Annotated in this window: 22 protein-coding genes and 4 pseudogenes; 14 read left to right on the top strand and 12 right to left on the bottom strand. The window is 61.2% G+C overall.

What is annotated here, in order from left to right:
* Positions 1 to 3 precede the first annotated feature (3 nt).
* The 5 genes and pseudogenes from PF1751_RS29425 to PF1751_RS09855 all read right to left on the bottom strand — a co-directional run.
* A pseudogene (locus PF1751_RS29425) lies at positions 4 to 177 on the bottom strand (N-acetyltransferase); the annotation flags it as partial.
* A gap of 25 nt (positions 178 to 202) precedes the next feature.
* Positions 203 to 400, bottom strand: a complete 198-nt coding sequence (locus PF1751_RS09840) for a helix-turn-helix transcriptional regulator (protein ID WP_010211493.1) — start codon at positions 398 to 400, stop codon at positions 203 to 205.
* Positions 397 to 771 carry a hypothetical protein gene (locus PF1751_RS09845; protein ID WP_021492045.1) on the bottom strand — a complete coding sequence of 125 codons (375 nt, stop codon included), beginning with the start codon at positions 769 to 771 and terminating at the stop codon, positions 397 to 399. The genes PF1751_RS09840 and PF1751_RS09845 overlap by 4 nt, the downstream gene beginning before the upstream one ends.
* Positions 772 to 898: 127 nt before the next feature.
* Positions 899 to 1,255, bottom strand: coding sequence for a 6-carboxytetrahydropterin synthase QueD (gene queD, locus PF1751_RS09850; protein WP_003190259.1), 357 nt, complete (start codon positions 1,253 to 1,255; stop codon positions 899 to 901).
* 800 nt (positions 1,256 to 2,055) lie between these two features.
* A complete protein-coding gene (locus PF1751_RS09855) occupies positions 2,056 to 3,135 on the bottom strand; it encodes a hypothetical protein (protein WP_010211389.1) in 1,080 nt (359 codons plus the stop codon).
* 157 nt (positions 3,136 to 3,292) lie between these two features.
* Between PF1751_RS09855 and PF1751_RS09860 the strand changes: the two genes are divergently transcribed.
* The 4 genes from PF1751_RS09860 to PF1751_RS09875 are packed head-to-tail and all read left to right on the top strand — an operon-like array spanning position 3,293 to position 5,890.
* The gene (locus tag PF1751_RS09860) at positions 3,293 to 3,595 is read left to right on the top strand and encodes a PepSY domain-containing protein (protein ID WP_010211388.1); all 303 of its coding nucleotides are present in this window, start codon (positions 3,293 to 3,295) and stop codon (positions 3,593 to 3,595) included.
* Positions 3,595 to 3,906: a PepSY domain-containing protein gene (locus tag PF1751_RS09865; protein WP_010211387.1), complete on the top strand. Its 312-nt coding sequence runs from the start codon at positions 3,595 to 3,597 to the stop codon at positions 3,904 to 3,906. The genes PF1751_RS09860 and PF1751_RS09865 overlap by 1 nt, the downstream gene beginning before the upstream one ends.
* A complete protein-coding gene (locus PF1751_RS09870) occupies positions 3,906 to 4,574 on the top strand; it encodes a response regulator transcription factor (RefSeq protein ID WP_010211385.1) in 669 nt (222 codons plus the stop codon). The genes PF1751_RS09865 and PF1751_RS09870 overlap by 1 nt, the downstream gene beginning before the upstream one ends.
* The gene (locus tag PF1751_RS09875) at positions 4,571 to 5,890 is read left to right on the top strand and encodes a sensor histidine kinase (protein ID WP_010211383.1); all 1,320 of its coding nucleotides are present in this window, start codon (positions 4,571 to 4,573) and stop codon (positions 5,888 to 5,890) included. Before PF1751_RS09870 ends, PF1751_RS09875 begins: the two co-directional genes overlap by 4 nt.
* A gap of 25 nt (positions 5,891 to 5,915) precedes the next feature.
* Here the strand turns inward: PF1751_RS09875 and PF1751_RS29815 are convergent.
* Together PF1751_RS29815 and PF1751_RS29820 are read right to left on the bottom strand one after the other, a co-directional pair.
* A pseudogene (locus PF1751_RS29815) lies at positions 5,916 to 6,425 on the bottom strand (methyl-accepting chemotaxis protein); the annotation flags it as partial.
* Positions 6,426 to 6,773: 348 nt separating this feature from the next.
* A pseudogene (locus PF1751_RS29820) lies at positions 6,774 to 8,063 on the bottom strand (PDC sensor domain-containing protein); the annotation flags it as partial.
* A 277-nt stretch (positions 8,064 to 8,340) separates the two neighbouring features.
* Here PF1751_RS29820 and PF1751_RS09885 point away from each other — a divergent pair.
* The 4 genes and pseudogenes from PF1751_RS09885 (at position 8,341) to PF1751_RS29830 (ending at position 12,475) form a co-directional block, all read left to right on the top strand.
* Positions 8,341 to 9,660: a Na+/H+ antiporter family protein gene (locus tag PF1751_RS09885; protein ID WP_162098524.1), complete on the top strand. Its 1,320-nt coding sequence runs from the start codon at positions 8,341 to 8,343 to the stop codon at positions 9,658 to 9,660.
* Positions 9,661 to 9,844: 184 nt separating this feature from the next.
* A complete protein-coding gene (locus PF1751_RS09890) occupies positions 9,845 to 10,675 on the top strand; it encodes an N-acetylmuramoyl-L-alanine amidase (RefSeq protein WP_021492040.1) in 831 nt (276 codons plus the stop codon).
* A gap of 120 nt (positions 10,676 to 10,795) precedes the next feature.
* Positions 10,796 to 11,617 (top strand): annotated as a pseudogene (locus PF1751_RS29825) (cache domain-containing protein); the annotation flags it as partial.
* A gap of 102 nt (positions 11,618 to 11,719) precedes the next feature.
* The gene (locus tag PF1751_RS29830; protein ID WP_413469128.1) at positions 11,720 to 12,475 is read left to right on the top strand and encodes a methyl-accepting chemotaxis protein; all 756 of its coding nucleotides are present in this window, start codon (positions 11,720 to 11,722) and stop codon (positions 12,473 to 12,475) included.
* Positions 12,476 to 12,544: 69 nt separating this feature from the next.
* On the opposite strand, the gene trhP is transcribed toward PF1751_RS29830, so the two are convergent.
* Positions 12,545 to 13,858 (bottom strand): prephenate-dependent tRNA uridine(34) hydroxylase TrhP, encoded by a 1,314-nt coding sequence (gene trhP, locus PF1751_RS09900; protein ID WP_044286955.1) that lies wholly within the window; start codon positions 13,856 to 13,858, stop codon positions 12,545 to 12,547.
* Positions 13,859 to 14,082: 224 nt separating this feature from the next.
* Here trhP and PF1751_RS09905 point away from each other — a divergent pair, with 224 nt between their 5' ends.
* From PF1751_RS09905 to PF1751_RS09920, 4 genes are all read left to right on the top strand, one after another.
* On the top strand, positions 14,083 to 14,346 hold the full coding sequence (locus PF1751_RS09905) for a DUF2790 domain-containing protein (RefSeq protein ID WP_010211377.1): 264 nt from the start codon (positions 14,083 to 14,085) through the stop codon (positions 14,344 to 14,346).
* A gap of 42 nt (positions 14,347 to 14,388) precedes the next feature.
* Positions 14,389 to 14,601: a hypothetical protein gene (locus PF1751_RS09910; protein WP_044286956.1), complete on the top strand. Its 213-nt coding sequence runs from the start codon at positions 14,389 to 14,391 to the stop codon at positions 14,599 to 14,601.
* Between the two features lie 31 nt (positions 14,602 to 14,632).
* Positions 14,633 to 15,841, top strand: coding sequence for a cytochrome c biogenesis protein DipZ (locus PF1751_RS09915; RefSeq protein WP_044286957.1), 1,209 nt, complete (start codon positions 14,633 to 14,635; stop codon positions 15,839 to 15,841).
* Between the two features lie 103 nt (positions 15,842 to 15,944).
* Positions 15,945 to 17,012, top strand: a complete 1,068-nt coding sequence (locus PF1751_RS09920; RefSeq protein WP_010211353.1) for an AI-2E family transporter — start codon at positions 15,945 to 15,947, stop codon at positions 17,010 to 17,012.
* Here the strand turns inward: PF1751_RS09920 and PF1751_RS29220 are convergent.
* The 3 genes from PF1751_RS29220 to PF1751_RS09935 all read right to left on the bottom strand — a co-directional run bounded on the left by PF1751_RS29220 (position 17,009) and on the right by PF1751_RS09935 (position 18,065).
* Complete coding sequence (locus PF1751_RS29220; RefSeq protein ID WP_010211350.1) at positions 17,009 to 17,179, bottom strand: hypothetical protein; 171 nt, start codon at positions 17,177 to 17,179, stop codon at positions 17,009 to 17,011. The genes PF1751_RS09920 and PF1751_RS29220 overlap by 4 nt on opposite strands.
* A gap of 91 nt (positions 17,180 to 17,270) precedes the next feature.
* Entirely contained in the window at positions 17,271 to 17,465 is a 195-nt protein-coding gene (locus PF1751_RS09930; RefSeq protein ID WP_010211349.1) for a hypothetical protein, read from the bottom strand.
* 225 nt (positions 17,466 to 17,690) lie between these two features.
* On the bottom strand, positions 17,691 to 18,065 hold the full coding sequence (locus PF1751_RS09935) for a hypothetical protein (RefSeq protein ID WP_021492030.1): 375 nt from the start codon (positions 18,063 to 18,065) through the stop codon (positions 17,691 to 17,693).
* Positions 18,066 to 18,221: 156 nt separating this feature from the next.
* Here PF1751_RS09935 and PF1751_RS09940 point away from each other — a divergent pair, with 156 nt between their 5' ends.
* Positions 18,222 to 19,040, top strand: coding sequence for a shikimate 5-dehydrogenase (locus PF1751_RS09940; protein ID WP_044286959.1), 819 nt, complete (start codon positions 18,222 to 18,224; stop codon positions 19,038 to 19,040).
* Between the two features lie 57 nt (positions 19,041 to 19,097).
* Here PF1751_RS09940 and PF1751_RS09945 read toward each other — a convergent pair whose 3' ends face one another.
* Complete coding sequence (locus PF1751_RS09945; protein ID WP_010211343.1) at positions 19,098 to 19,745, bottom strand: YceH family protein; 648 nt, start codon at positions 19,743 to 19,745, stop codon at positions 19,098 to 19,100.
* Between the two features lie 115 nt (positions 19,746 to 19,860).
* Here PF1751_RS09945 and PF1751_RS09950 point away from each other — a divergent pair, with 115 nt between their 5' ends.
* Entirely contained in the window at positions 19,861 to 20,370 is a 510-nt protein-coding gene (locus PF1751_RS09950) for a DUF1993 domain-containing protein (protein ID WP_010211342.1), read from the top strand.
* Positions 20,371 to 20,417 lie beyond the last annotated feature (47 nt).

Consider the following 20,417-nt stretch of genomic DNA (forward strand, 5'->3'; position numbering starts at 1 on the left):
GGGTTACTCCCGGAGTTGCTTGGTCATGTACACCCGCCGCAGGCCATGTTTTTCGGCCCGGTGGGTCTCGATACAGCCACGACGGGTGTACAGCGTGATGTTCTCGTGCATGGCTGCGTTGGTGTATAGACGAATGGCCGCGAAGCCGGCATCCAGCGCCTGGTGTTCGGCAAAATTGCAGCGGGCTCCTCTGGACAGTCGATCAGTCTGCCGGCGCTTCGAAGATGTCTTCGATAGGTCGTTCGAACACCTTGGCGATCTTGAACGCCAAGGGCAAGCTCGGATCGTAGCGGCCGGTCTCGATGGCGTTGACGGTTTGGCGTGACACACCCAGGCGTTCGGCGAGGTCGGCCTGGGACCAACCCAGTCCCGAGCGCAACTGGCGCATCAGGTTGTTCATTGGTAGCGCCTTGTGCCGATGATCGTGGCGACGCACCAGACGCCGCCCATGATCGGCCACACCATAAAGGCCGACAACCGTGGGAAGCCAGCGGTTTCCAGGAAGCCGTAACTGAAGGTCGTCAGGGCCGTGCACACAAAGGCCACGGCCAGTGCGTCCAACTGGATCTTGCGGCCCATTTCATCCATGGCGTTGAGCCGGCGGATGATCGCAATTGCCATCGCGATCATCGGAATGACCGGCAGCAAAGCCAGGGCAACTCGGGCGGCGCCGTTGGGCATGGACGACATGTAGGCGCTGGAAACCACCACGCACAGCATATACGCCAGCATTGTCACCGCGAATTCCACCAAGAAGCGTTTGACCGACATAGCCATCTCCGTAAGTAAAGGGTGCTTTACATTAAGTGCGGGCCATTAAGGTGTCAAGGTCGCTTTACATGGATAAATGCCAGGCGCAAAAAAACCACCCGAAGGTGGTTTTTATGGACGCAGTCGATTACTCGCCGCGATAGATGCAGCCGCTGGTGCAGGTCTCGTGGATGCGAATCGCACTGAGCTCAGGCAGCAGAGGTTTCAACTCATTCCAGATCCACTTGGCGAGCACTTCGCTGGTCGGGTTTTCCAGGCCAGGGATGTCGTTGAGGTAGTTGTGGTCGAGGCGTTCATAAAGCGGCTTGAAAATCGCCTTGATCTCCGAGAAGTCGCGAATCCAGCCGGTATGGGGATCCAGGTCGCCGCTCAGGTGGATCGCCACCTTGAACGAATGCCCATGCAGGCGCCCGCATTTATGGCCTTCCGGTACGTGGGGCAGGCGGTGGGCGGATTCGAATGTAAATTCCTTGAAGATTTCCACAGTGTTTTCAGCTCGGTCGGTGTCTGGCAGGCGGCGAGTTTAACAGCTTGATCCGTCGCTGCGCATACCGTCCCTCTGTAGGGCGCGGCTTGCGGGCGAAATGTAGAGTGCAGGTGGCGAGGGAGCTTGCTACCGATGGAGGCCTGACAGCCGGTCGCGATCTACCTGTTATCCCGCGATCCAAAATGTGGGAGCGGGCTTGCCTGCGAAGGCGGCCTGACAGACGACCACAATCTAACTGCTACCCCGCACTCCAAATGTGGGAGCTGGCTTGCCTGCGAAGACGGCCTGACAGCCGACCACAATCTAACTATTACGCCGCAAACCAAATGTGGGAGCGGGCTTGCTCGCGAAAGCGGCCTGACAGACGACCACAATCTAAGTGTTACCCCGCACTCCAAATGTGGGAGCTGGCTTGCCTGCGAAGGCGGCCTGACAGCCGGCCTGGATGTTGAGTCTGACCGGGTATATATCCGTTATTTAGGTAAAGGCTGCTATTGGTTCCGCCCTTACGGCGGGTCACTTTCGAAAAGCGCGAAAGTAACCAAAGCGCTCTTGCCCCAACACTCGGCACCTCGCCTAGGCTCGGTGTGCCCGTAATCCGACAGGGATTTGCGGGGCCGCCGCCACGCGCCATCCATGGCGCGGGGCGGCTAAACCGGCATCCCTGCCGGTTTACCCCCCAAATCCCTGTCGAATTCCGGCCAGCGTGTTTGATGGGGCGCCTAAGATCAAAAGCAAGAGCAAGAGCAAGAGCAAGAGCCGCTCGCTTCGCATCGTGGTTAGCGGTGAGGTGGCACCTACAGGGGCTGTAGGCTCTCGCCCAATCGGCCGTTGTCCGCCAATGCCAGAAACTCATCGCCCAGCCGCTGGCTTTCGCTCATCGCGGTCTGCCAGTATTTGTTGCGGCTAGGATCGTCACCCATGAAGCGCTTGAAGTCGCTGCGGTCTGGCAGTTTGCCGTGGGGCAGGCGGGCGAGGTAGTCCTTGGACGGTGCCAGCAGCAACACGTCCTGCAGACCTTGCGGGTTGCTGCGCCGCCACGGCAGGCCCTTGTCGAACCAGCCGGGGATGACCCGGTCGGTGAAATGCGGGTACAGCACGATGTCGTCGCCGTGGTAGGGCAGGTCGAGGTGGTAGTCCAGCAGGCCGCCGTCGCGGTAGGTGCCGGCGCCTGCGCCCGGCAGGTCGCGCACGCCTTGCATTACCATGGGGATCGAGCCCGAAGCTAGCAGGGCCTGGCGCAGGTTACCCAGTTCCAGGGCCAGGAAGCGCGACGGGAAATCCTTCAGTGGGTGCACCGGTGGCGCCTGGCGCGGGTCGTGGATGATCAGCCGCTCAAAGTGCCGCGACAGCCGCGCGCGGCCGCGCAGGTTGTCGGCGATCACCGACGACAGGCCCAGCCCGAGGCGCCCACGGTGGTCATCGGCGAGCAGGCCGTGGCTCTTGACCACCATGATGTTCAGACGATAGTTCGGGTTATCCAGTAGCTGTGCATCGCGACCGGCCAGCAGGTCGTCGAGCATGCGTTGGCAGCTCTGGCTGACCTCGGCCATGGTCACGCCTTTGGCAAAACGTTGCTCGTTGTACAGACGACCGAGGTCCAGCAGGCCTTGCACCGGGTCAGGCAGGCACGCGCTGGCAAACCGCCAGGAGCCGATGGAAGCCCCGATCAGCGCCCGTTCCCGTGGCGCGCGGGGCAACCAGTCACCGAACAGCGCCAGGTCCAGGCCCTGGATACCCAATGCCTTGGGGCCGCCGGCCGCGCCGGGCAGGATGCCGACGTCGGCCGGTGTGAGGCCTTGCGCACGAATACGAGCAAAGGCGCGTTTGCCGGCCTTGAGGGTCAGGGCGGGAAACTTGATGTGGATAGCTGTCATACCGGTCTCTGTTCGAGCGAGCGGGACATTATAGAAAATCTCGCGGAATGTGTGAAAAGGCCTTGCCGGGAATTGCCATGGTGGCAATTCAGTTTCAGTTAAGTTGCAGCGCGTACGGTGACCGGCGTAGGAAAACATCCTGTAACGGAGACATATCATGAAGCGCCTCACCGCTCTGGTCGCCGCCGGTATGATCGCCCTCATGGCGACCCAGGCCCGAGCCGTGGACCCCGACAAGCCACTGAAAGTGCCTGCCACTGTTACTATTGTCGCCTTCGATAAACTGGAAGCCGCGGCCCTGGCCCTGCACCCCGGCTCGACGCTGCTGGATACCGACCTGGACGAGGCCTACGGCAAGTACGTCTACGAGGTCGAATTGGAAGATGCCCAGGGCATCGAATGGGACGTTGAATTGGACGCGCTCACCGGGCAGGTTCTCAAGAATCATCAGGAAACGTAATGAAGGTTAATCTATGCGCCAGCAGTCGTGCCGCGCTGGTGCTCATGGCATTCTGCTCCAGCCTGGCGGCCCGCGACCTCAATCAGGATGAAGCCTTGTCGCTGCGCCAGCAGGGGGTGATCCTGCCGCTGGAGCAGCTGTTGCACCAGGCCATGGCGCGGTATCCGGGTTCCCGCCTGCTGGAAGCCGAACTGGAAAAGAAGCACGGCCAATATGCCTATGAAGTGGAGCTGGTGACCACCGAAGGCGTGGTGCGCGAGATCAAGCTGGACGCCAGCACCGGTGTGCTGATCAAAGATGAGGAAGACTGATGCGCCTGCTCTTGGTGGAAGACAACGTCCCCCTGGCCGATGAACTGCTGGCCGGGCTGCAACGCCAGGGCTATGCCGTCGATTGGCTCGCCGATGGTCGCGACGCCGCGTACCAGGGGCGTAGCGAACCCTATGACTTGATCATCCTCGACCTCGGGCTGCCCGGTTTGCCTGGGCTTGAGGTATTGGCGCAATGGCGTGCCGCCGCGCTGGCCACCCCGGTGCTGATCCTCACCGCCCGCGATTCCTGGGCCGAGCGCATCGAAGGGCTCAAGGCCGGCGCCGATGATTACCTGAGCAAGCCGTTTCACCCCGAGGAGCTGTACCTGCGCATTCAAGCGCTGGTGCGTCGCTCCCACGGCCAGGCCAACCAGCCCACCTTGCAATCCGCCGGTCTGCACCTGGATGAAGGCCGCCAGTGCGTGCTGCGCGATGGCGCAGAGATCCCGCTGACCGCCGCCGAGTTCCGCCTGTTGCGCTACTTCATGCTGCACCCCGAACAGATCCTGTCGAAAAGCCATTTGGCCGAGCATTTGTATGACGGCGAAACCGAGCGCGATTCGAATGTGTTGGAAGTCCACGTCAACCACCTGCGGCGCAAGTTGGGCCGCAGCGTGATCGAGACCCGCCGCGGCCAGGGTTACCGGTTTGGCGCCAGCCCTGCATGAAGTCGATCCAGCGACGCCTGAGCCTGGGCCTGGTCAGTGTCATGGTGATCGTCGGCGTGGTGCTGGCACAAACCAGCTTGTGGTTGTTTGAAGCCGGTTTGCAGCGTTACCTGGAAGCCGGGTTGCGCAACGACGCCGAGAACCTGCTGGTGGCGCTGGTGCGTGGTCCTAACGGTGTGCAGTTGGATGAACAACGCCTGTCGCCAGCCTATCAGCGTCCGTTTTCCGGGCACTACTTCCGCATCGACTTTGCCGACACCCACTGGCGGTCCCGCTCGCTGTGGGACCAGGAACTGCCGCGCCTGCCCGAAGTCGGGATCAAGGGCAATCTGCAACTGGGACCGGAAGGCCAGCAACTGCTGGTGCTGCGCTCGGACTACAAACGCTTTGGCCAGCCGATTTCCATCAGCGTGGCCCAGGACTACACCCCGGTGCGGGAAAGCTTCCGTCTCATGCGTCAGATCGGTCTGGTGCTAGGGCTGGCGGCGCTGCTGCTGGTGCTGATCCTGCAACGGATCACCGTACGGCGCGCCTTGCGCCCGCTGGAAACCGCGCGCAACCAGATCGCCCAACTGCAACAGGGCCAGCGTTCACAGCTCGATACCCAGGTACCGCTGGAACTGGAACCGTTGGTGGCGCAGATCAACCACCTGCTGGCTCACACCGAAGACAGCCTCAAGCGTTCACGCAATGCCTTGGGCAACCTCGGCCATGCCCTCAAGACCCCGTTAGCCGTGCTGTTGAGTGCCGCGTCGAGCGACGCGCTCAAGGATCGCCCCGAGCTGAGCAAGCTGTTGCGCGATCAATTGGAGCACGTGCAACAACGCCTCAACCGTGAACTCAACCGCGCGCGCCTGGCCGGGGAAACCCTGCCGGGCGTGCTGTTTGACTGCGAAAAAGAACTGCCCGGCCTGCTCGCCACCCTCAGCATGATCCATGGCGAACACCTGGACCTGAACTACCACGCCGCGTCCGGCCTGCAACTGCCTTGGGACCGTGAAGACCTGTTGGAGCTGCTCGGCAATCTATTGGACAACGCCTGCAAATGGGCGGATGCCGAGGTGCGCCTGACCGTCACGGAGACTGGCCGCAACTACCTGTTGGCGGTGGAGGATGACGGTCCCGGCATTCCCGAAACCCAGCGTGACCAGGTGTTCAGCCGTGGCACGCGCCTGGATGAACAGATCCATGGTCATGGCTTGGGGTTGGGGATCGTGCGGGACATCGTCGAGGTGTGGGGCGGGGTGTTGCAGTTGCAGGAAAGCGAGCTGGGTGGGTTGAAAGTGCTGATCGAATTGCCGAAGCGCCAAGGATAAACCTGGCGCCTCGACAATTGTCTGGTTAGACCCTGAACTGATCCATCAACCCTTGTTGCTGATTCGCCAGGCTGTTCAACGCCTGGCTCACCCGTGCCGATTCATTCGCCTGTTCCGACAGCGACTCGGTCACATCGCGAATAGTCGCCACGTTGTTGTTGATTTCCTCGGCGACGGCACTTTGCTCTTCGGCGGCGCTTGCGATCTGCAGGTTCATGTCGCTGATCACCGTGACGGCATCACCAATCTGGCGCAGGGCCGTCACGGCTTGCCCGACCTGTTCGACACTGCCCTGGGCCTGGCGATAGCTGTTACCCATGGACCCGACAACCGCTTCGGTGCCGTTTTGCAGGTGCTCGATGACCAGGCGGGTTTCTTCCACCGACTCCTGGGTCCGCTGCGCCAGGTTGCGTACCTCGTCGGCCACCACTGCAAACCCACGGCCGGCCTCACCGGCGCGGGCGGCCTCGATGGCGGCGTTGAGGGCCAGCAGGTTGGTCTGCTCGGCGATGCCGCGAATCACTTCGAGCACCGAACCGATTTTTTCGCTGTTGGCAGCCAGGCCTTCGACCTGGGTCATGGCCGTGCTCATGTCCGACGCCAACGCCCCGATATTGTGAGTGGTGTGCTCAATCACTGTCAGGCCATCACGGGTGGCTTGGTCGGCGTCGCGAGCGGCTTGTGCGGCCTGCGCAGCGCTGCGTGCCACATCCTGGGCGGTGGCGCTCATTTCGTGAGACGCCGTGGCCACCTGGTCGACCTGGCGGTACTGCTGCTCCATGCCGGCGCTGGTTTGAGTGGCAATGGCGGCGGATTGGTCCGCAGTACCACGGGCGTCCTGAACCGAGCGTTTCACCTCGGCAATGATCGGTTGCAGTTTGTCGAGGAAGCGGTTGAACCAGCCGGCCAACTGGCCCAATTCGTCCTGTTTGTCGTAGGCCAGGCGGCGGGTAAGGTCGCCTTCGCCGCTGGCGATGTCTTCGAGCATGTGCGCCACACCGAGGATCGGGCGGGTCACGCTGCGTGCCATCAACCACACCAGGATCAAGCCGACCACCGCAGCCAGCAGGCCCAGGCCCAATTCCAGCAAGGTGCCACGGGTGTTCTCGGCGTCCATTTGGGCTTTCAGCGCTTCAGCCGGGCCTACCAGGACTTTCTCCGGCACATCCAGCAGCACGCCCCACGGCTTGCCCTCCGGGATGGGCGCAAAGGGTGCCAATACCTTCAGTTGATGATCGGTGCGCAGGCTACGAATATGCGTGCTGCTGGCCAAAGCGTCGATCAATTGCGCGCCGTTGGCGGTATCGACCTGATCCAGGCGCTGGCTGAGCTTGCTCGCGTCCGGGCTATAGCCGGCGAGCAAACCGGTGGGGCTGAGGATGCTGACCTGGGTCTGACCGTCATACAGCTTCTGGCTGGCCTGTTGGCTCACGGCCTGCAGGCTGTTGAGGTTGATGTCCACCGACAGCGAGGCAATGACTTTGCCGTTGGCCATCAACGGGAAGACGATGCTGGTCATCAGCACGTTTTGCCCGTTGATCCTGTAGAAGTATGGCTCGATGACGCACGGCTTGAGCAGGGTGCGTGGGCAGGTGAACCAGGCGTTGGCCTTTTCACCGCTGGGGCCGACGCTGGTGTCGGACATGTCGCTTTCCGGCAGCGCCATCGACTCCAACTTGCCGGGTGTCGGCTGCGACCAGTACAGGGCGAAGCGGCCCTTGTCGTTACTGCCGAGTTCAGCCTGGCCGGCGAACAACTCATCCTTGCCGTCCAGGGCATTGGCTTCGAACACCAGGGACAGGCCGAGCAGATCCGGGTTGGCCTGCAGCGCGGCCTTGACCTGGCGGGTCAGGTCTTCGCGGGTGTCGAAGGCATCGAGAAAGCGCTTCTCGGCCTGTTCACGCAGGAACAGCACCTGGCGGGAAAAACCATGGCCATACTGATAGGCGTCCATGAACTGGCGGCGGATGCCCAGCGCCTGCACTTCGCCTTGGGCCTCGATGCGCGCCTGGGCGGCTTCATCCAGCATCTGCATGCTGGACGCCTTGACCTGCTGCGAACTCTGCTCCATGCGATACAGCGACAGACCCACCAGCAGGGTCACGATTCCCAGCAGGCAGAGGCCAGCGAGCAGGGTGATTTTCCATTGAATGGAGAGCTGCCTAAGCGACATCGGTACGTCCTTACCTGAAAACACATAGAGCTCGGTTATCGGCTGATTTCAACTTTTCTTTATTCAAACGATCAATTTAAACTTGCTTTGTGATGAGGTGCTCGCTCACCACAAAAACGCCTTGTTCACTCCCTGCTTTTGACATGAGCGCCCACCTGCTGCACAGTGCGCGCCCTCTAATAAGACCTCCTTCACGCCTGCACGCTGGTTGCCACCCGATGGTCGCCTGGGCGCGGGCATGCCTGTTTTTTATGTTTTTCTGCTTGAGGTAACCATGATTAACGCAGTCATTGCCGCGGTCGGCACCATGCTGGTGCTCAGTTTGTCCCGCGTGCATGTGGTCATCGCCATCATCGTCGGCGCCCTGGTGGGTGGTTTGACCGGTGGCCTGGGCATAGACGCCACGCTCAAAGCCTTCAATGGCGGTTTGGGCGGTGGTGCGACCGTGGCGTTGTCCTACGCCTTGCTCGGCGCTTTCGCCGTGGCAATTGCCAAATCCGGCCTGGCCCACGCCCTGGCTGACAAGGCGCTGCTGCTGGTGGACCGCCAGGACGCCAGTGGCGGCGGCCACGTCAAATGGCTGCTGATCGGCCTGCTGTGGGTGGTGGCGATTGCCTCGCAGAACATCCTGCCGATCCACATCGCGTTCATTCCGTTGCTGGTGCCGCCGCTGCTCTACGTGCTGACCAAGCTGCAATTGGACCGCCGCCTGATCGCCTGCGTGATGACCTTCGGCCTGATCACGCCCTACATGTTTTTGCCGGTGGGCTTCGGCAATATCTTCCTCAACCAGATCCTGCTGGCCAACGTGGCCAAGAGCGGCGTGGATATCAGCCAGGTCAACGTCACCCACGCCATGAGCCTGCCGGCACTCGGCATGGTGGTGGGCTTGCTGGTGGCGGTGTTTATCAGTTACCGCAAGAAGCGCGTGTACGACCTGGAGAAAATCGAGCGGGTCGAGCAAGTGGCGGTGCAATACAACCCGCTGACGCTGCTGGTGGCCGGCCTGGCGATTGCCTCGGCGTTCATCATCCAGCTGTGGCTGGACTCGATGATCATCGGCGCCCTGGCCGGGTTCCTGATTTTCTCGGTGTCGGGCATCGTGCGCTGGCGCGATACCGACGATCTGTTCACCGAAGGCATGAAGATGATGGCGATGATCGGCTTCATCATGATTGCCTCGTCGGGCTTTGCCGAAGTGCTCAAGGCCACCGGCGACGTGCGCTCGCTGGTGGAAACCTCGGCGGCGTTCATCGGCCATAACCGTGGCGTGGGCGCGTTGCTGATGTTGCTGGTGGGGCTGCTGGTGACCATGGGCATTGGTTCTTCGTTTTCCACGGTGCCGATCCTGGCCGCGATTTTTGTGCCGCTGTGCGTGCAACTCGGCTTCAGCCCGGTGGCCATTGTGTGCATCGTCGGCACCGCCGGTGCACTGGGTGATGCCGGTTCGCCGGCCTCGGACTCCACCCTCGGCCCGACCTCCGGCCTGAATGTCGACGGCCAGCACCACCATATCTGGGACACGGTGGTACCGACGTTCCTGCATTACAACCTCCCGTTGCTGGCGTTTGGCTGGTTGGCGGCGATGACGCTCTAACAGCCTCGCCGCGCATATCTGCAGATTCGTCTCGGTGGCGGCGCCTGCCGCCGCCTTTTGTCGGAAGAGTCTCGGGCTTGGGTAGTGATTTTCTGAAATCGACCTGCACTCGGCAGGGGAAGATCGTTGGACTGTCGATGGTCTTTATATTCCGGAGCTTCTTACCCGACGTTGACGTACTCCGATGAAAAAAGCCGTCCTTTTGCTCGCCATTCTGATGATGACAGCCTGCGTCACGGCGCCGGAAAATCTGATTGTAAAAAACGGCTATGCCGTTGACACCACACACACCTCCCCAAACCAGAACGAGCGGATTCGTTTTTTAGTCCTGCATTACACGGTCTTTGACGACAAAAACTCCCTGGATGCGCTGACCAACGGCACCGCCAGCGCGCATTACCTCGCCTATAGCACTCCGCACAAGCACCACAACCTACCGGTGGTTTTGCAGTTGGTGCCGGAGGCAAAACGCGCCTGGCACGCCGGCGTCAGTCATTGGGGAAACCGGGCCAACCTCAATGACACCTCCATCGGCATCGAGATCGTCAACGCTGGCTTCATTGAAGGCCCCACCGGGCGGCTGTGGTTCCCCTACACTGAAGCGCAACTGGCGCTGGTCAAGCACCTCGCCGCGGACGTGATCAAGCGCTACGCCATCGAGCCGCAAAACGTTGTCGGTCACAGTGACATTGCTCCTTTGCGTAAATCCGACCCCGGTCCGTTGTTTCCCTGGCAGGCGCTTTCCGAACACGGTATCGGCGCATGGCCAGACGCAGTCACGGTACACAAGCACCTGGCCGGGCGTCCTGAATCTCAAACGGTTGACGTGAGCATTGTGCAACGCGCCCTTGCCACTTATGGCTACACGATCCCGCAGAGCGGCGTGTTGGACGACGAAACCCGCCAGGTCATCCGGGCGTTCCAGATGCATTTCCGGCCTGCGGGTATCTCGGGTATCCCTGATGCCGAGACCGAGGCCGTTGCATTGGCCCTGGTGGAAAAATATCTGTCCTGAACGCCGCAATGGCCGAGCTGGAGCAGTAAGTGCGCGCGCCATCAGACGTTGGGGTCCTACAGAATCCGCGCGATTGGCCGTTAACCTCTCAAGTCGCCACTAATAAGAGAGAGAAAAGCCATGCGTCTGAGCCTCAAGGCCAAAGTCCTGTCCCTCGCCGTAGTGCCGGTGCTGCTGTTTGCCGTGGTCATCAGCCTGACCACCGTGTGGATTTTGCAGGGCCAGGCGCGCAACGAGGTGGAAGAAACCCGCCAGCGCCTGCTCAACGACGCCAAGGCCACCCTGCAAAGTTATGTCGAAGTGGCCATGAGCACCATCAAGCCGCTCTACGACGCGGCCGCGCCTGGCGATACCGCTGCGCGTGCGCAGGTGGTCAAACTGCTGTCCAACACGAGCTACGGCAAGGACGGCTACTTCTTCGGCTACGACTCCGAGACCATCCGCCTGTTCAAGGGCAACAGCCCCGACGGCGTGGGCAAGAGCTTCAAGGACAACCGAGACCCCAATGGCGTGTACGTCAACCGAGACCTGGTCAAGGTCGGCAAGGACGGCACCCACTACCTGCAATACAGCTCGACCCAGCCGGGCCAGACCGAATTGGTGCCCAAGATGGGCTACACCGAATACCTGCCGAAATGGGACATGGTCATCGGTACGTCGGTAAACCTGGACGGTATTGAAGCCCAGGTCGCGGTGGTCGAAGCCAAGGTGCAGAAACGCATGGAGGGCGTGCTGCTGAGCATTCTCGGCGTGGCCGTGGTGCTGCTGTTGGTGATCGCTGCCGTTGGCATGCTGCTGGCCAATACTATCCTGCGTCCACTGCACTTGATGAAAGCCAACCTCGACGACATCGCGGCCGGCGAAGGTGACTTGACCCGCCGCCTGGCCATCACCAGCCAGGACGAACTGGGCGATCTGGCGGGGGCGTTCAACCGTTTTGTTGACAAGATCCACGGCCTGGTGCGCCAGATCACCGAGATGACCAGCCAACTCACCGGCCTGGTCAGTCAGGTTTCCGACCAGGCCCAGCGTTCCGAACAGGCCATGGAACGCCAGCGCCACGAGACCGACCAGGTTGCCACCGCGATTAACCAGATGTCGTCGGCTGCGCAAGAAGTGGCGCGCAGTGCCCAGGGTGCCTCGGTCGCTGCCCAGCAAACCGATGCCGAAGGCCAGGCCGCCAAGCGTGTGGTGGACGGCAGCATTGCGCAGATCCACGCGCTGGTGAACGACATCCGCAGCAGCGGCGTGTCCCTCGACAGCCTGCAGCAGGACGTGTCTTCCATCGTCAGTGTGCTCAGCGTGATCCGTTCCATCGCCGAACAGACCAACCTGCTGGCACTCAACGCCGCCATCGAAGCCGCAAGGGCAGGCGAGGCCGGGCGTGGTTTTGCGGTAGTGGCCGACGAAGTACGCGCCCTGGCCAGCCGCACCCAGACCAGCACCCAGGAAATCCAGGGCATGATCGACCGCCTGCAAAAAGGCACCGAGGCCGCGGTGGAGGCCATGCGCCGTTCCAGCGATGCCGGCGACGGCACCTCGGCCCAGGCCAACGAAGCCGGAGCCTCCCTGGACACCATGGCGCAGTTGATCGGCACCATCAATTCGATGAACGCCCAGATCGCCAGCGCCGCCGAAGAGCAGACCGCCGTTGCCGAGGAAATCAACCGCAGCGTGCATCAGATCGCTGTGGCGGTGGACAGCGTCGCCGACGAAACCCAATTGGGCGCCCAGACGTCCCGCAGCTTGGCGGAGCTGGGTCAGCGCCTGGGGCAGTTGGTCGGCCAGTTCCGGATCTGATCAACCATAAGAGGGCTCATCTCCTGTCACGGGCCGACCCGCTTCAGTGTCTGGTTGAACGCGAGACCGTTATAGGTCGCGCATCAGCAGGCCGAAGCGCACATCCATCTCCGCCGGGACCGGCACGTACACCGTGTGCCCATCCCCCGGCGCGACCTTCACAGCCTCGCCCTGGCTGTTGTGCATCCTCTCCAGGTCAAAGTGGAAGTTGCCGGCAGGGGTCATCAATTCCAGGTGATTGCCAAGGGCGAAGCGGTTTTTCACCTTGACCTCGGCCAGCCCGCCCCGGCGCTCGCCAGTCAGCTCGCCAACGAACTGCTGGCGTTCGGACACTGAGCTGCCGTTCTGGTAGTTCTGGTATTCATCGTGCACATGGCGGCGCAAGAAACCTTCGGTGTAGCCACGCTGGGCCAGGGATTCGAGGTCGGTCATCAGGTTGCGGTCGAAGGCGCGACCGGCCACCGCATCATCAATGGCCTGGCGATACACCTGGGTGGTGCGCGCGCAGTAAAAGTGCGACTTGGTGCGGCCTTCGATCTTCAGTGAGTGCACGCCCATCCGGGTCAGGCGCTCCACGTGCTGCACGGCGCGCAGGTCCTTGGCGTTCATGATGTAGGTGCCGTGCTCGTCTTCGAAGGCGGGCATCTGTTCATCGGGGCGGTTGGCCTCTTGCAGCAGGAACACCTGATCGGTGGGCGCGCCAGTGCCCAGGGTGGGTTGGCATTGCTGAACGATATCCCCCGTGGCGTTTTCCACAGCCGGGGTCGCCTGATATTTCCAGCGACAGGCATTGGTGCAGGTGCCCTGGTTGGCATCGCGCTTGTTCATATAGCCCGAGAGCAGGCAGCGTCCGGAATAGGCCATGCACAACGCGCCGTGCACAAACACTTCCAGCTCCATGGCCGGCACTTGCTGGCGGATCTCATCGATTTCTTCCAGAGATAACTCCCGCGACAGAATCACTCGGCAGATGCCTTGCTGCTGCCAGAACTCCACACTGGCCCAGTTCACCGTATTGGCCTGCACCGACAAGTGGATCGGCATCTGCGGGAAGTGCCGGCGCACCAGCATGATCAATCCAGGGTCGGACATGATCAGCGCGTCCGGCCTCATGGCGATCACCGGGGCCAGGTCCTTGAGGAAGGTCTTCAACTTGGCGTTGTGCGGCGCGATGTTCACCACCACATAAAAACGCTTGCCCAACACGTGGGCTTCCTGGATGCCGAGTGCCAGGTTGGCGTGATCGAACTCGTTATTGCGCACCCGCAGGCTGTAGCGCGGCTGGCCGGCGTAGACGGCATCGGCGCCGTAGGCAAAGGCGTAACGCATGTTTTTCAGGGTGCCGGCGGGCGCGAGCAGTTCGGGGGCGAGGATGGGAGGCATGGGCACGGGTCGCAAAAGGTCGCGAAGGTAGCCGAGCGGCGAGGGCGGTTTATTGATCCAGGTCGTCCTTTGGGCTTTTTGTATCGCTGTGTATCGGCGGGGGCTGTGGATACGTATCGATTTATCCGCGCGGTTTTCCGACACAGGCGCGCTACCTCAGGGGCTTCTAATTGATTCCAACGAGGCACACCGCCTCCAACCCTGAAAACCTGGAGTCAACCGCCATGAACACCAAAGCCATCTACGCCGCCTGCCTGTTTGCCGCCCTGAACATCTGCACCTTGTCGGCCCGCGCCGAAGCCGCCACTGCCGCGCAAACCTACACCTACGGCACCCACCTGGACATCAAGCAAGTGGTGTCGATGAGCCAGGACTCCAAGCCCGCCTGTGGCGTGGTGAATGCGCGCATGACCTACCTGGACTCCCACGACAAGACCCAGGTGCTGGATTACCTCAAGTTCGGCGACGGCTGCATCGGCGACAACTGAGTCGCGCTGACCTCTCCCATTTTTTGCCACAGGAAAACCGCCATGAACCATCTGACCCGCTTTTTGACCGCCACCGCCTTTGCCCTCGCCGGCACTGCCGTGCACGCCAACGCCGCGGTGGAGAAAAGCAGCTGCGCCGCCAGCACGTGTTTCCAACTGACCCCGGTGCAACACGGCGCCGGCCAAGACCTGCTGGTGGAGGACGGCAGCCGTCGCACACCGCTTGGCCAGGCGCTGGACCACCAGACGGCGTGAAGCCGTCTCCCCACTCGATAAGGTGAACACCATGCTACTCATCGCATTCCTGGGCGGCGTCCTGACCGTCCTCAGTCCTTGTATCCTGCCGGTGGTGCCGTTTCTGTTCGCCGGCGTCGACCGCACCCGCCGTTCGATCCTGCTGACCCTCGGCGGCATGGTCCTGACCTTCGCGCTGATTTCCAGCTTGGCTGTGGTCAGTACGGAGTGGGTAATACAGGCCAATAACACCGGTCGCCATGTGGCGCTGATCGTGATGGGGCTGTTTGCGCTGTCGCTGATCTCGGCACGGGTCGGTGGATGGCTGGCACGCCCCTTTGTGGTGTTGGGCAACCGTCTCGATCCTGACAGCCGCACGCTGTCCGGCCCGCTGAAGTCGGTCCTGATCGGCGTCGCCACAGGCCTGCTGTGGGCGCCGTGCGCCGGGCCGATCCTGGGCGTGATCCTGACCAGCGCGATGCTGCAAGGCGCCAATGCACAGACCAGCCTGTTGCTGGTGGCCTACGGCCTGGGCAGCGCCTTGTCCCTGGGCACGCTGATCTTTGCCGGGCGCGGCTTGGTCAATCGACTCAAGGCCTCGATTCCGGTGACCGGTTGGCTGCGCCGTGGGGCAGGTGTGGCGGTACTGGCTGCAGCAGTGGTGATCTCCACCGGTGCGGACAAAACCTTACTCGCCGGTACGTCGTCCGAAGGTGTCAGCAGCCTGGAAAAGGGCGTACTGGAAAACGTGCCCAAAGTTGTGGATTACGTGGTGAGCAAGGTCAAGGCCGACCCTGGCCAGGACAATGCCAACGGTGCCATGCCGTCGCTGGCCGGCGCGGTCGAGTGGCTCAACTCACCTGAACTCACCCGCGAATCCTTGAAAGGCAAAGTGGTGCTGGTGGACTTCTGGACCTATGACTGCATCAACTGCCAGCACACGCTGCCGTATGTGAAGCAATGGGCGAAGAAGTACGAGAAGGACGGCTTGGTGGTGATCGGCGTGCACACCCCGGAATACGGCTATGAACGCATCATCGGCAACGTCAAGGACCAGGTGCGCAAGCTGGGTATCACCTACCCGGTGGCCATCGACAACAACTACGCGATCTGGCGCAACTTCGACAACCAGTACTGGCCCGCCCATTACCTGATCGATGCCAAGGGGCAAGTGCGTTACACCCACTTCGGCGAAGGCCGTTATGACGCGCAGGAGCAGATGATCCAGACGTTGTTGAGCGAAGCCAAGGCCATTCAGTGATGCGGTCTATGCTTGTTCAATAACCGAGGGCACTCCCAGGTTTCGCTGCGGACTAAGCAACAGGGTCTACAAGGGACCTCTGCTTTTCTGACATGGACCGGACATGAATCAAACCAATCTGCAATTCAAGACCCTGCTGTTGTTGCTGGGCCTGGTGACCATCGCGTTTATCTGGATATTGCTGCCGTTCTACGGCGCGGTGTTCTGGGCGGTGATCCTCGGCATCATCTTTGCCCCGATGCAGCGGCGCCTGCAGCAGCGCTTTGGCTGGAACCGCAACCTCACTTCCCTGGCCACCTTGAGTGCCTGCCTGATCATCGCGATCCTGCCGGTGATCATCACCAGCGCCTTGCTGGTGCAAGAGGGCGCGACGCTCTACAAGAACATCGAAAGCGGCAAGCTGGACGTGGCCGGGTATATCGAGCAGTTCAAGAATGTGTTGCCGCCGTACTTCCAGCACCTGCTGGACCGTTTCGGCATGGGCAACCTTGAAGGGTTGCGCGAGAAAATCGTCAAGAGCGCAATGCAAGGCAGTCAGTTCTTTGCCACTCAGGCATTCAGCTTCGGCCAGGGTACGTTTGATTTCCTGGTGAGCTTTTTCATCATGTTGTATCTGCTGTATTTCCTGCTGCGCGATGGCCCTGAACTGGTACGTAAGGTGCGCACCGCGGTGCCGTTGGCCGAGCCACAAAAGCGCCGGTTGCAACTCAAGTTCAATCGGGTGGTGCGTGCCACGGTCAAGGGCAACGTGCTGGTGGCCGTGACCCAGGGTGCGCTCGGCGGGTTGATCTTCTGGTTCCTGGATATTCCCAGTGCATTGCTCTGGGCGGTACTGATGGCGTTTCTGTCGTTGTTGCCGGCGGTGGGCGCGGGGATTGTCTGGGGGCCGGTAGCCGCCTACTTCTTATTGAGCGGCGCAATCTGGCAGGGCGTGGTGCTGGCGCTGTTTGGCGTGTTTGTGATCGGCCTGGTGGACAATGTGTTGCGGCCGATCCTGGTGGGCAAGGACACCAAGATGCCGGATTACCTGATCCTGATCTCGACCCTGGGCGGTTTGTCGGTCTTTGGCTTGAACGGCTTCGTGATCGGGCCGCTGGTGGCGGCCTTGTTCATGTCCAGTTGGGCGTTGTTCGTGGAGAGCAAGCCGCGAGTCAAATTGCCGTTGCCCTAAAAGGCAGCTTCAAGCTTGAGGCTTGCAGCTGCTTCACGGCTGCTTATAAAAGGACCACTGATGGCTTCGCCATCGCGTACCAGGTACCAGCAGGCGAGCAAGCCCAGCTGGCGAAGAGGGGCGGGGACGGCGCTGCCGATGACGGACATGATCTGAATAGTGGCCATAAGGACCTCCGATTGCTATGGAGGTCACTGTACGGGGCAGGCTGATCTAGGAAAAATCACCTGGCTCGATAGTCGACATCGACGCGAGACGTCAGTCCACCACTTGATCGAGCATGTTCACCACTTCCTGCTCGCTGAGCAGACCCTTGCGCACCAGGTTTTCCGCCAGCAGCGCGAGGAATTTGGCGCTGCGGTGGCCCTCCAGGTGCTTGAGTTCGGTGAGGGCGCTGTAGACTTTGCTGGATGTGCAGAGGCCAGCGGTGCGGTGCGGGTTTTGCGTGGGCATGGTCAGTCGTCCTTGTTGTTATTGGGTGGACAGGATCGATAGTGGAAGGCTGTCGTGACACAAACATGACAGCGCAAGGCCGGTTCGAGCAAGTAGACATTGGTGTCGATGATGTGCGATTGCGCACCGGGCATTGTCCTCAGAGCGACCTTGACGGCATGAATCCGGACTTTCCAGGCAAAAAAAGGCCCCGCAATCCGGCGAGGCCTGTTTCAGACGATCCGCTTACCAGCCGCGACCGTAATAGCCGTGGGGAGGGCCGTAGTAGCCGCGTGGTGGACCGTAATAGCCACGCGGTGGGCCGTAATACACCGGCGCCGGACGATAATAAACCTGCTGTTGCACATACACCGGTGGCGGCGGTGCGTAGTAGACCGGTGGCGGCGCGGCGTACACCGGCTGCGGTTGCACATACACCGGCTGCTGCACGTAGACGTCACGCGGCTGGCTTGCAACCACGGAGCCCACGACGGCTGCGCCGACTAAAGCACCCAATACGGCCGGGCCACCCCAACCACCACCATGGGCGGAGGCTTGGCCTGCCATCGCGAGTGCGCCAACCAGCAAGGCGATCTTGGGGATTGTACGAATCATGGTCATTCCTCGGTTAGCCCCAGCGCTTGTGGTCTGCAATCAATAGACTCAAGTAATGTCGCGGGGATACTTTTAAGACAACGTATTTCTGAAAAACAGCACAGCCGCTAGGTAAAGGTTGTGTAAGGTCTGTACCCAATTGCTTACTCAAAGGAGTTATCCATGCAGATGCACCCCAACAAGGACACCCAACTGTGCATGTCTCTGTCGGCGCGCCCCGGGAATTTCGGCCTGCGGTTTCATAACCACCTGTACGAGCAGTTGGGTCTGAACTTCTACTATAAAGCTTTCAGCAGCCAGGATTTGCCCGGCGCGATCGGTGGTATCCGCGCGCTGGGCGTACGGGGTTGCGGGGTTTCCATGCCCTTCAAGGAGGCTGCCATTGCCTTAGTGGATGAATTGGACGATTCGGTTCAAGCCATCGACTCCCTGAACACCATCGTCAACACCGACGGGCACCTCAAGGCCTATAACACCGACTACATCGCCATCGAGCAACTGCTGAAGAAGCATGCCGTGCCTAAGGACTCGACCTTCGCTCTGCGTGGCAGCGGCGGTATGGCCAAGGCCGTGGCCAGTGCCTTGCGTGACGGTGGTTACGCCAATGGCGTAATCGTTGCGCGCAACGAAGCAGCAGGCCGGGCGCTGGCGCAGAACCTGGGATATGAGTGGCGAGCCGAATTGGCGGACATGCGTCCGCAGATGCTGATCAACGTGACGCCCATCGGCATGACCGGCGGGGCTGAGGCAGACGCGTTGGCGTTTGACGCTGATGCGGTGGATGTCGCGGAGACTGTGTTCGATGTGGTTGCGATCCCCTCGGAAACACCATTGATCGTGCGTGGAAGGGCCCAGGGCAAGCGGGTGATTACCGGCTTGGAAGTCATTGCCATCCAAGCGCTGGAGCAGTTTGTGCTCTATACCGGCGTGCGGCCGACCGATGAGCAGTTTCAGGCGGCAGTGGCCTTCGCCCGAAACTGAAGCCTTGCCTGGAACGAACGTGGGAGCGAGCAAGCCCGCTCCCACACGTTGACTGTTTTAGGCCTGTTCCAGTAGCGCCAACCGCTCTTCCAACGCTGCAATCCGCGCTTCCAGCTCTTCAATCCGGTCCACGGAAACCCCAACCCCACGCTCTGCCGGGCTACCCCGCGCCGCAATAATCGTCTCGATGTCCGCCGGGTCACCCAGCGCATGGGTATACCGATCTTCCCGTTGCCCGGCCTGACGCGGCACCAGCAGCGCCAACCCTCGCGCAATCAAACGCTCAAGCTGGTGCACCACCTGCTCAGTATCTTCAAAATCATGCATGCGCCCGCTGCGGGTGAGCAGTTCGTTGACCGTCTGCGGCCCTCGCAGGAATAACAAGCCAATCAGGATGACCTGGGCTGGCACCAGTTCCAGCGCCTTGTCCACCCGATGTTCCCAACGGTCGGCGCGGCTGCCCATCACCAGGCGGGTAAAACCCTGGCCCTCCAATGCGCGCAGGCTTTGGCCGACCTGGCCCTGACTGAGGTTCATGACGGGTTCGCGACTGGTCTTCTGGTTGCAGGCCAGTACCAGGGCATTGAGGGTCAGGGGATAGGTTTCCGGGTTGGTCGCCTGTTTTTCGATCAGGCAGCCCAGGATGCGGATTTCCGTGCTGTTCAGGCGCGGCTCAGGGGTCTCGGTGTCGTGCTCGGCGGTCATCGCGCTTTCCCTATGCAGTGAGCTCACTAGCGTAAGCCGGAAAAAATAAAAGACAAGCGCCCGGCATGTCTATAATCGCCGCTGGTTCAAACCGTGACATTACCCAGAGACTGCCATGACTATTTCCCTGTACGCCGCCTCCATCCCGGTCTTCAAGCAAATGCTCACCGCCCTGAGCGGTGTGTTGACCAAAGCCGAAGCCCACGCCACCGCCAAGAACATCGAGCCGAACGCCTTGCTGCAGGCACGCCTGTTCCCGGACATGTTCCAACTGGTTCGCCAGGTGCAGATCGCTGTCGACTTCGCCAAGGGCGTTTCCGCACGCCTGGCAGAGATCGAAGTGCCGAAATATGAAGATACCGAAGTCACCTTTGCCGACCTGCAAGCCCTGATCGCCAAAGTGTTGGCCTTTGTCGACACCATCAAGCCCGAGCAGATCGACGGCAAGGAAGGCATCGAGATCATCACTCGCCCAGGCACGCCGAAAGAAAAGCGCTTCAGCGGCCAGTCCTACCTGCTGACCTACGGCCTGCCGCAGTTCTTCTTCCACGTCACCACCGCCTACGCTCTGCTGCGTCACAATGGCGTGGAAGTGGGCAAGCGCGACTACATGGGCGCTTTCTAAGCATCCAGCCACAAAAAAGCCCGGGGTCGTTCTTCAGTGAACGGCCC

The sequence above is a fragment of the Pseudomonas simiae genome, from assembly GCF_000934565.1.
In the GTDB taxonomy this organism is placed as follows: Bacteria; Pseudomonadota; Gammaproteobacteria; order Pseudomonadales; family Pseudomonadaceae; genus Aquipseudomonas; species Aquipseudomonas simiae.

Coding starts and splice junctions, on each gene's coding strand:
- PF1751_RS09930 (WP_010211349.1), bottom strand. CDS start 17,465: ATGCCCACGCAAAACCCGCACCGCACCGCTGGCCTCTGCACATCCAGC.
- PF1751_RS09845 (WP_021492045.1), bottom strand. CDS start 771: ATGTCGGTCAAACGCTTCTTGGTGGAATTCGCGGTGACAATGCTGGCG.
- PF1751_RS09840 (WP_010211493.1), bottom strand. CDS start 400: ATGAACAACCTGATGCGCCAGTTGCGCTCGGGACTGGGTTGGTCCCAG.
- PF1751_RS09915 (WP_044286957.1), top strand. CDS start 14,633: ATGCTACTCATCGCATTCCTGGGCGGCGTCCTGACCGTCCTCAGTCCT.
- PF1751_RS09870 (WP_010211385.1), top strand. CDS start 3,906: ATGCGCCTGCTCTTGGTGGAAGACAACGTCCCCCTGGCCGATGAACTG.
- trhP (WP_044286955.1), bottom strand. CDS start 13,858: ATGCCTCCCATCCTCGCCCCCGAACTGCTCGCGCCCGCCGGCACCCTG.
- PF1751_RS09890 (WP_021492040.1), top strand. CDS start 9,845: ATGAAAAAAGCCGTCCTTTTGCTCGCCATTCTGATGATGACAGCCTGC.
- PF1751_RS09950 (WP_010211342.1), top strand. CDS start 19,861: ATGACTATTTCCCTGTACGCCGCCTCCATCCCGGTCTTCAAGCAAATG.
- PF1751_RS09875 (WP_010211383.1), top strand. CDS start 4,571: ATGAAGTCGATCCAGCGACGCCTGAGCCTGGGCCTGGTCAGTGTCATG.
- PF1751_RS09940 (WP_044286959.1), top strand. CDS start 18,222: ATGCAGATGCACCCCAACAAGGACACCCAACTGTGCATGTCTCTGTCG.
- PF1751_RS09865 (WP_010211387.1), top strand. CDS start 3,595: ATGAAGGTTAATCTATGCGCCAGCAGTCGTGCCGCGCTGGTGCTCATG.
- PF1751_RS09860 (WP_010211388.1), top strand. CDS start 3,293: ATGAAGCGCCTCACCGCTCTGGTCGCCGCCGGTATGATCGCCCTCATG.
- PF1751_RS09945 (WP_010211343.1), bottom strand. CDS start 19,745: ATGACCGCCGAGCACGACACCGAGACCCCTGAGCCGCGCCTGAACAGC.
- PF1751_RS29220 (WP_010211350.1), bottom strand. CDS start 17,179: ATGGCCACTATTCAGATCATGTCCGTCATCGGCAGCGCCGTCCCCGCC.
- PF1751_RS09905 (WP_010211377.1), top strand. CDS start 14,083: ATGAACACCAAAGCCATCTACGCCGCCTGCCTGTTTGCCGCCCTGAAC.
- PF1751_RS09920 (WP_010211353.1), top strand. CDS start 15,945: ATGAATCAAACCAATCTGCAATTCAAGACCCTGCTGTTGTTGCTGGGC.
- PF1751_RS09855 (WP_010211389.1), bottom strand. CDS start 3,135: ATGACAGCTATCCACATCAAGTTTCCCGCCCTGACCCTCAAGGCCGGC.
- PF1751_RS09935 (WP_021492030.1), bottom strand. CDS start 18,065: ATGACCATGATTCGTACAATCCCCAAGATCGCCTTGCTGGTTGGCGCA.
- PF1751_RS09910 (WP_044286956.1), top strand. CDS start 14,389: ATGAACCATCTGACCCGCTTTTTGACCGCCACCGCCTTTGCCCTCGCC.
- PF1751_RS29830 (WP_413469128.1), top strand. CDS start 11,720: ATGGAACGCCAGCGCCACGAGACCGACCAGGTTGCCACCGCGATTAAC.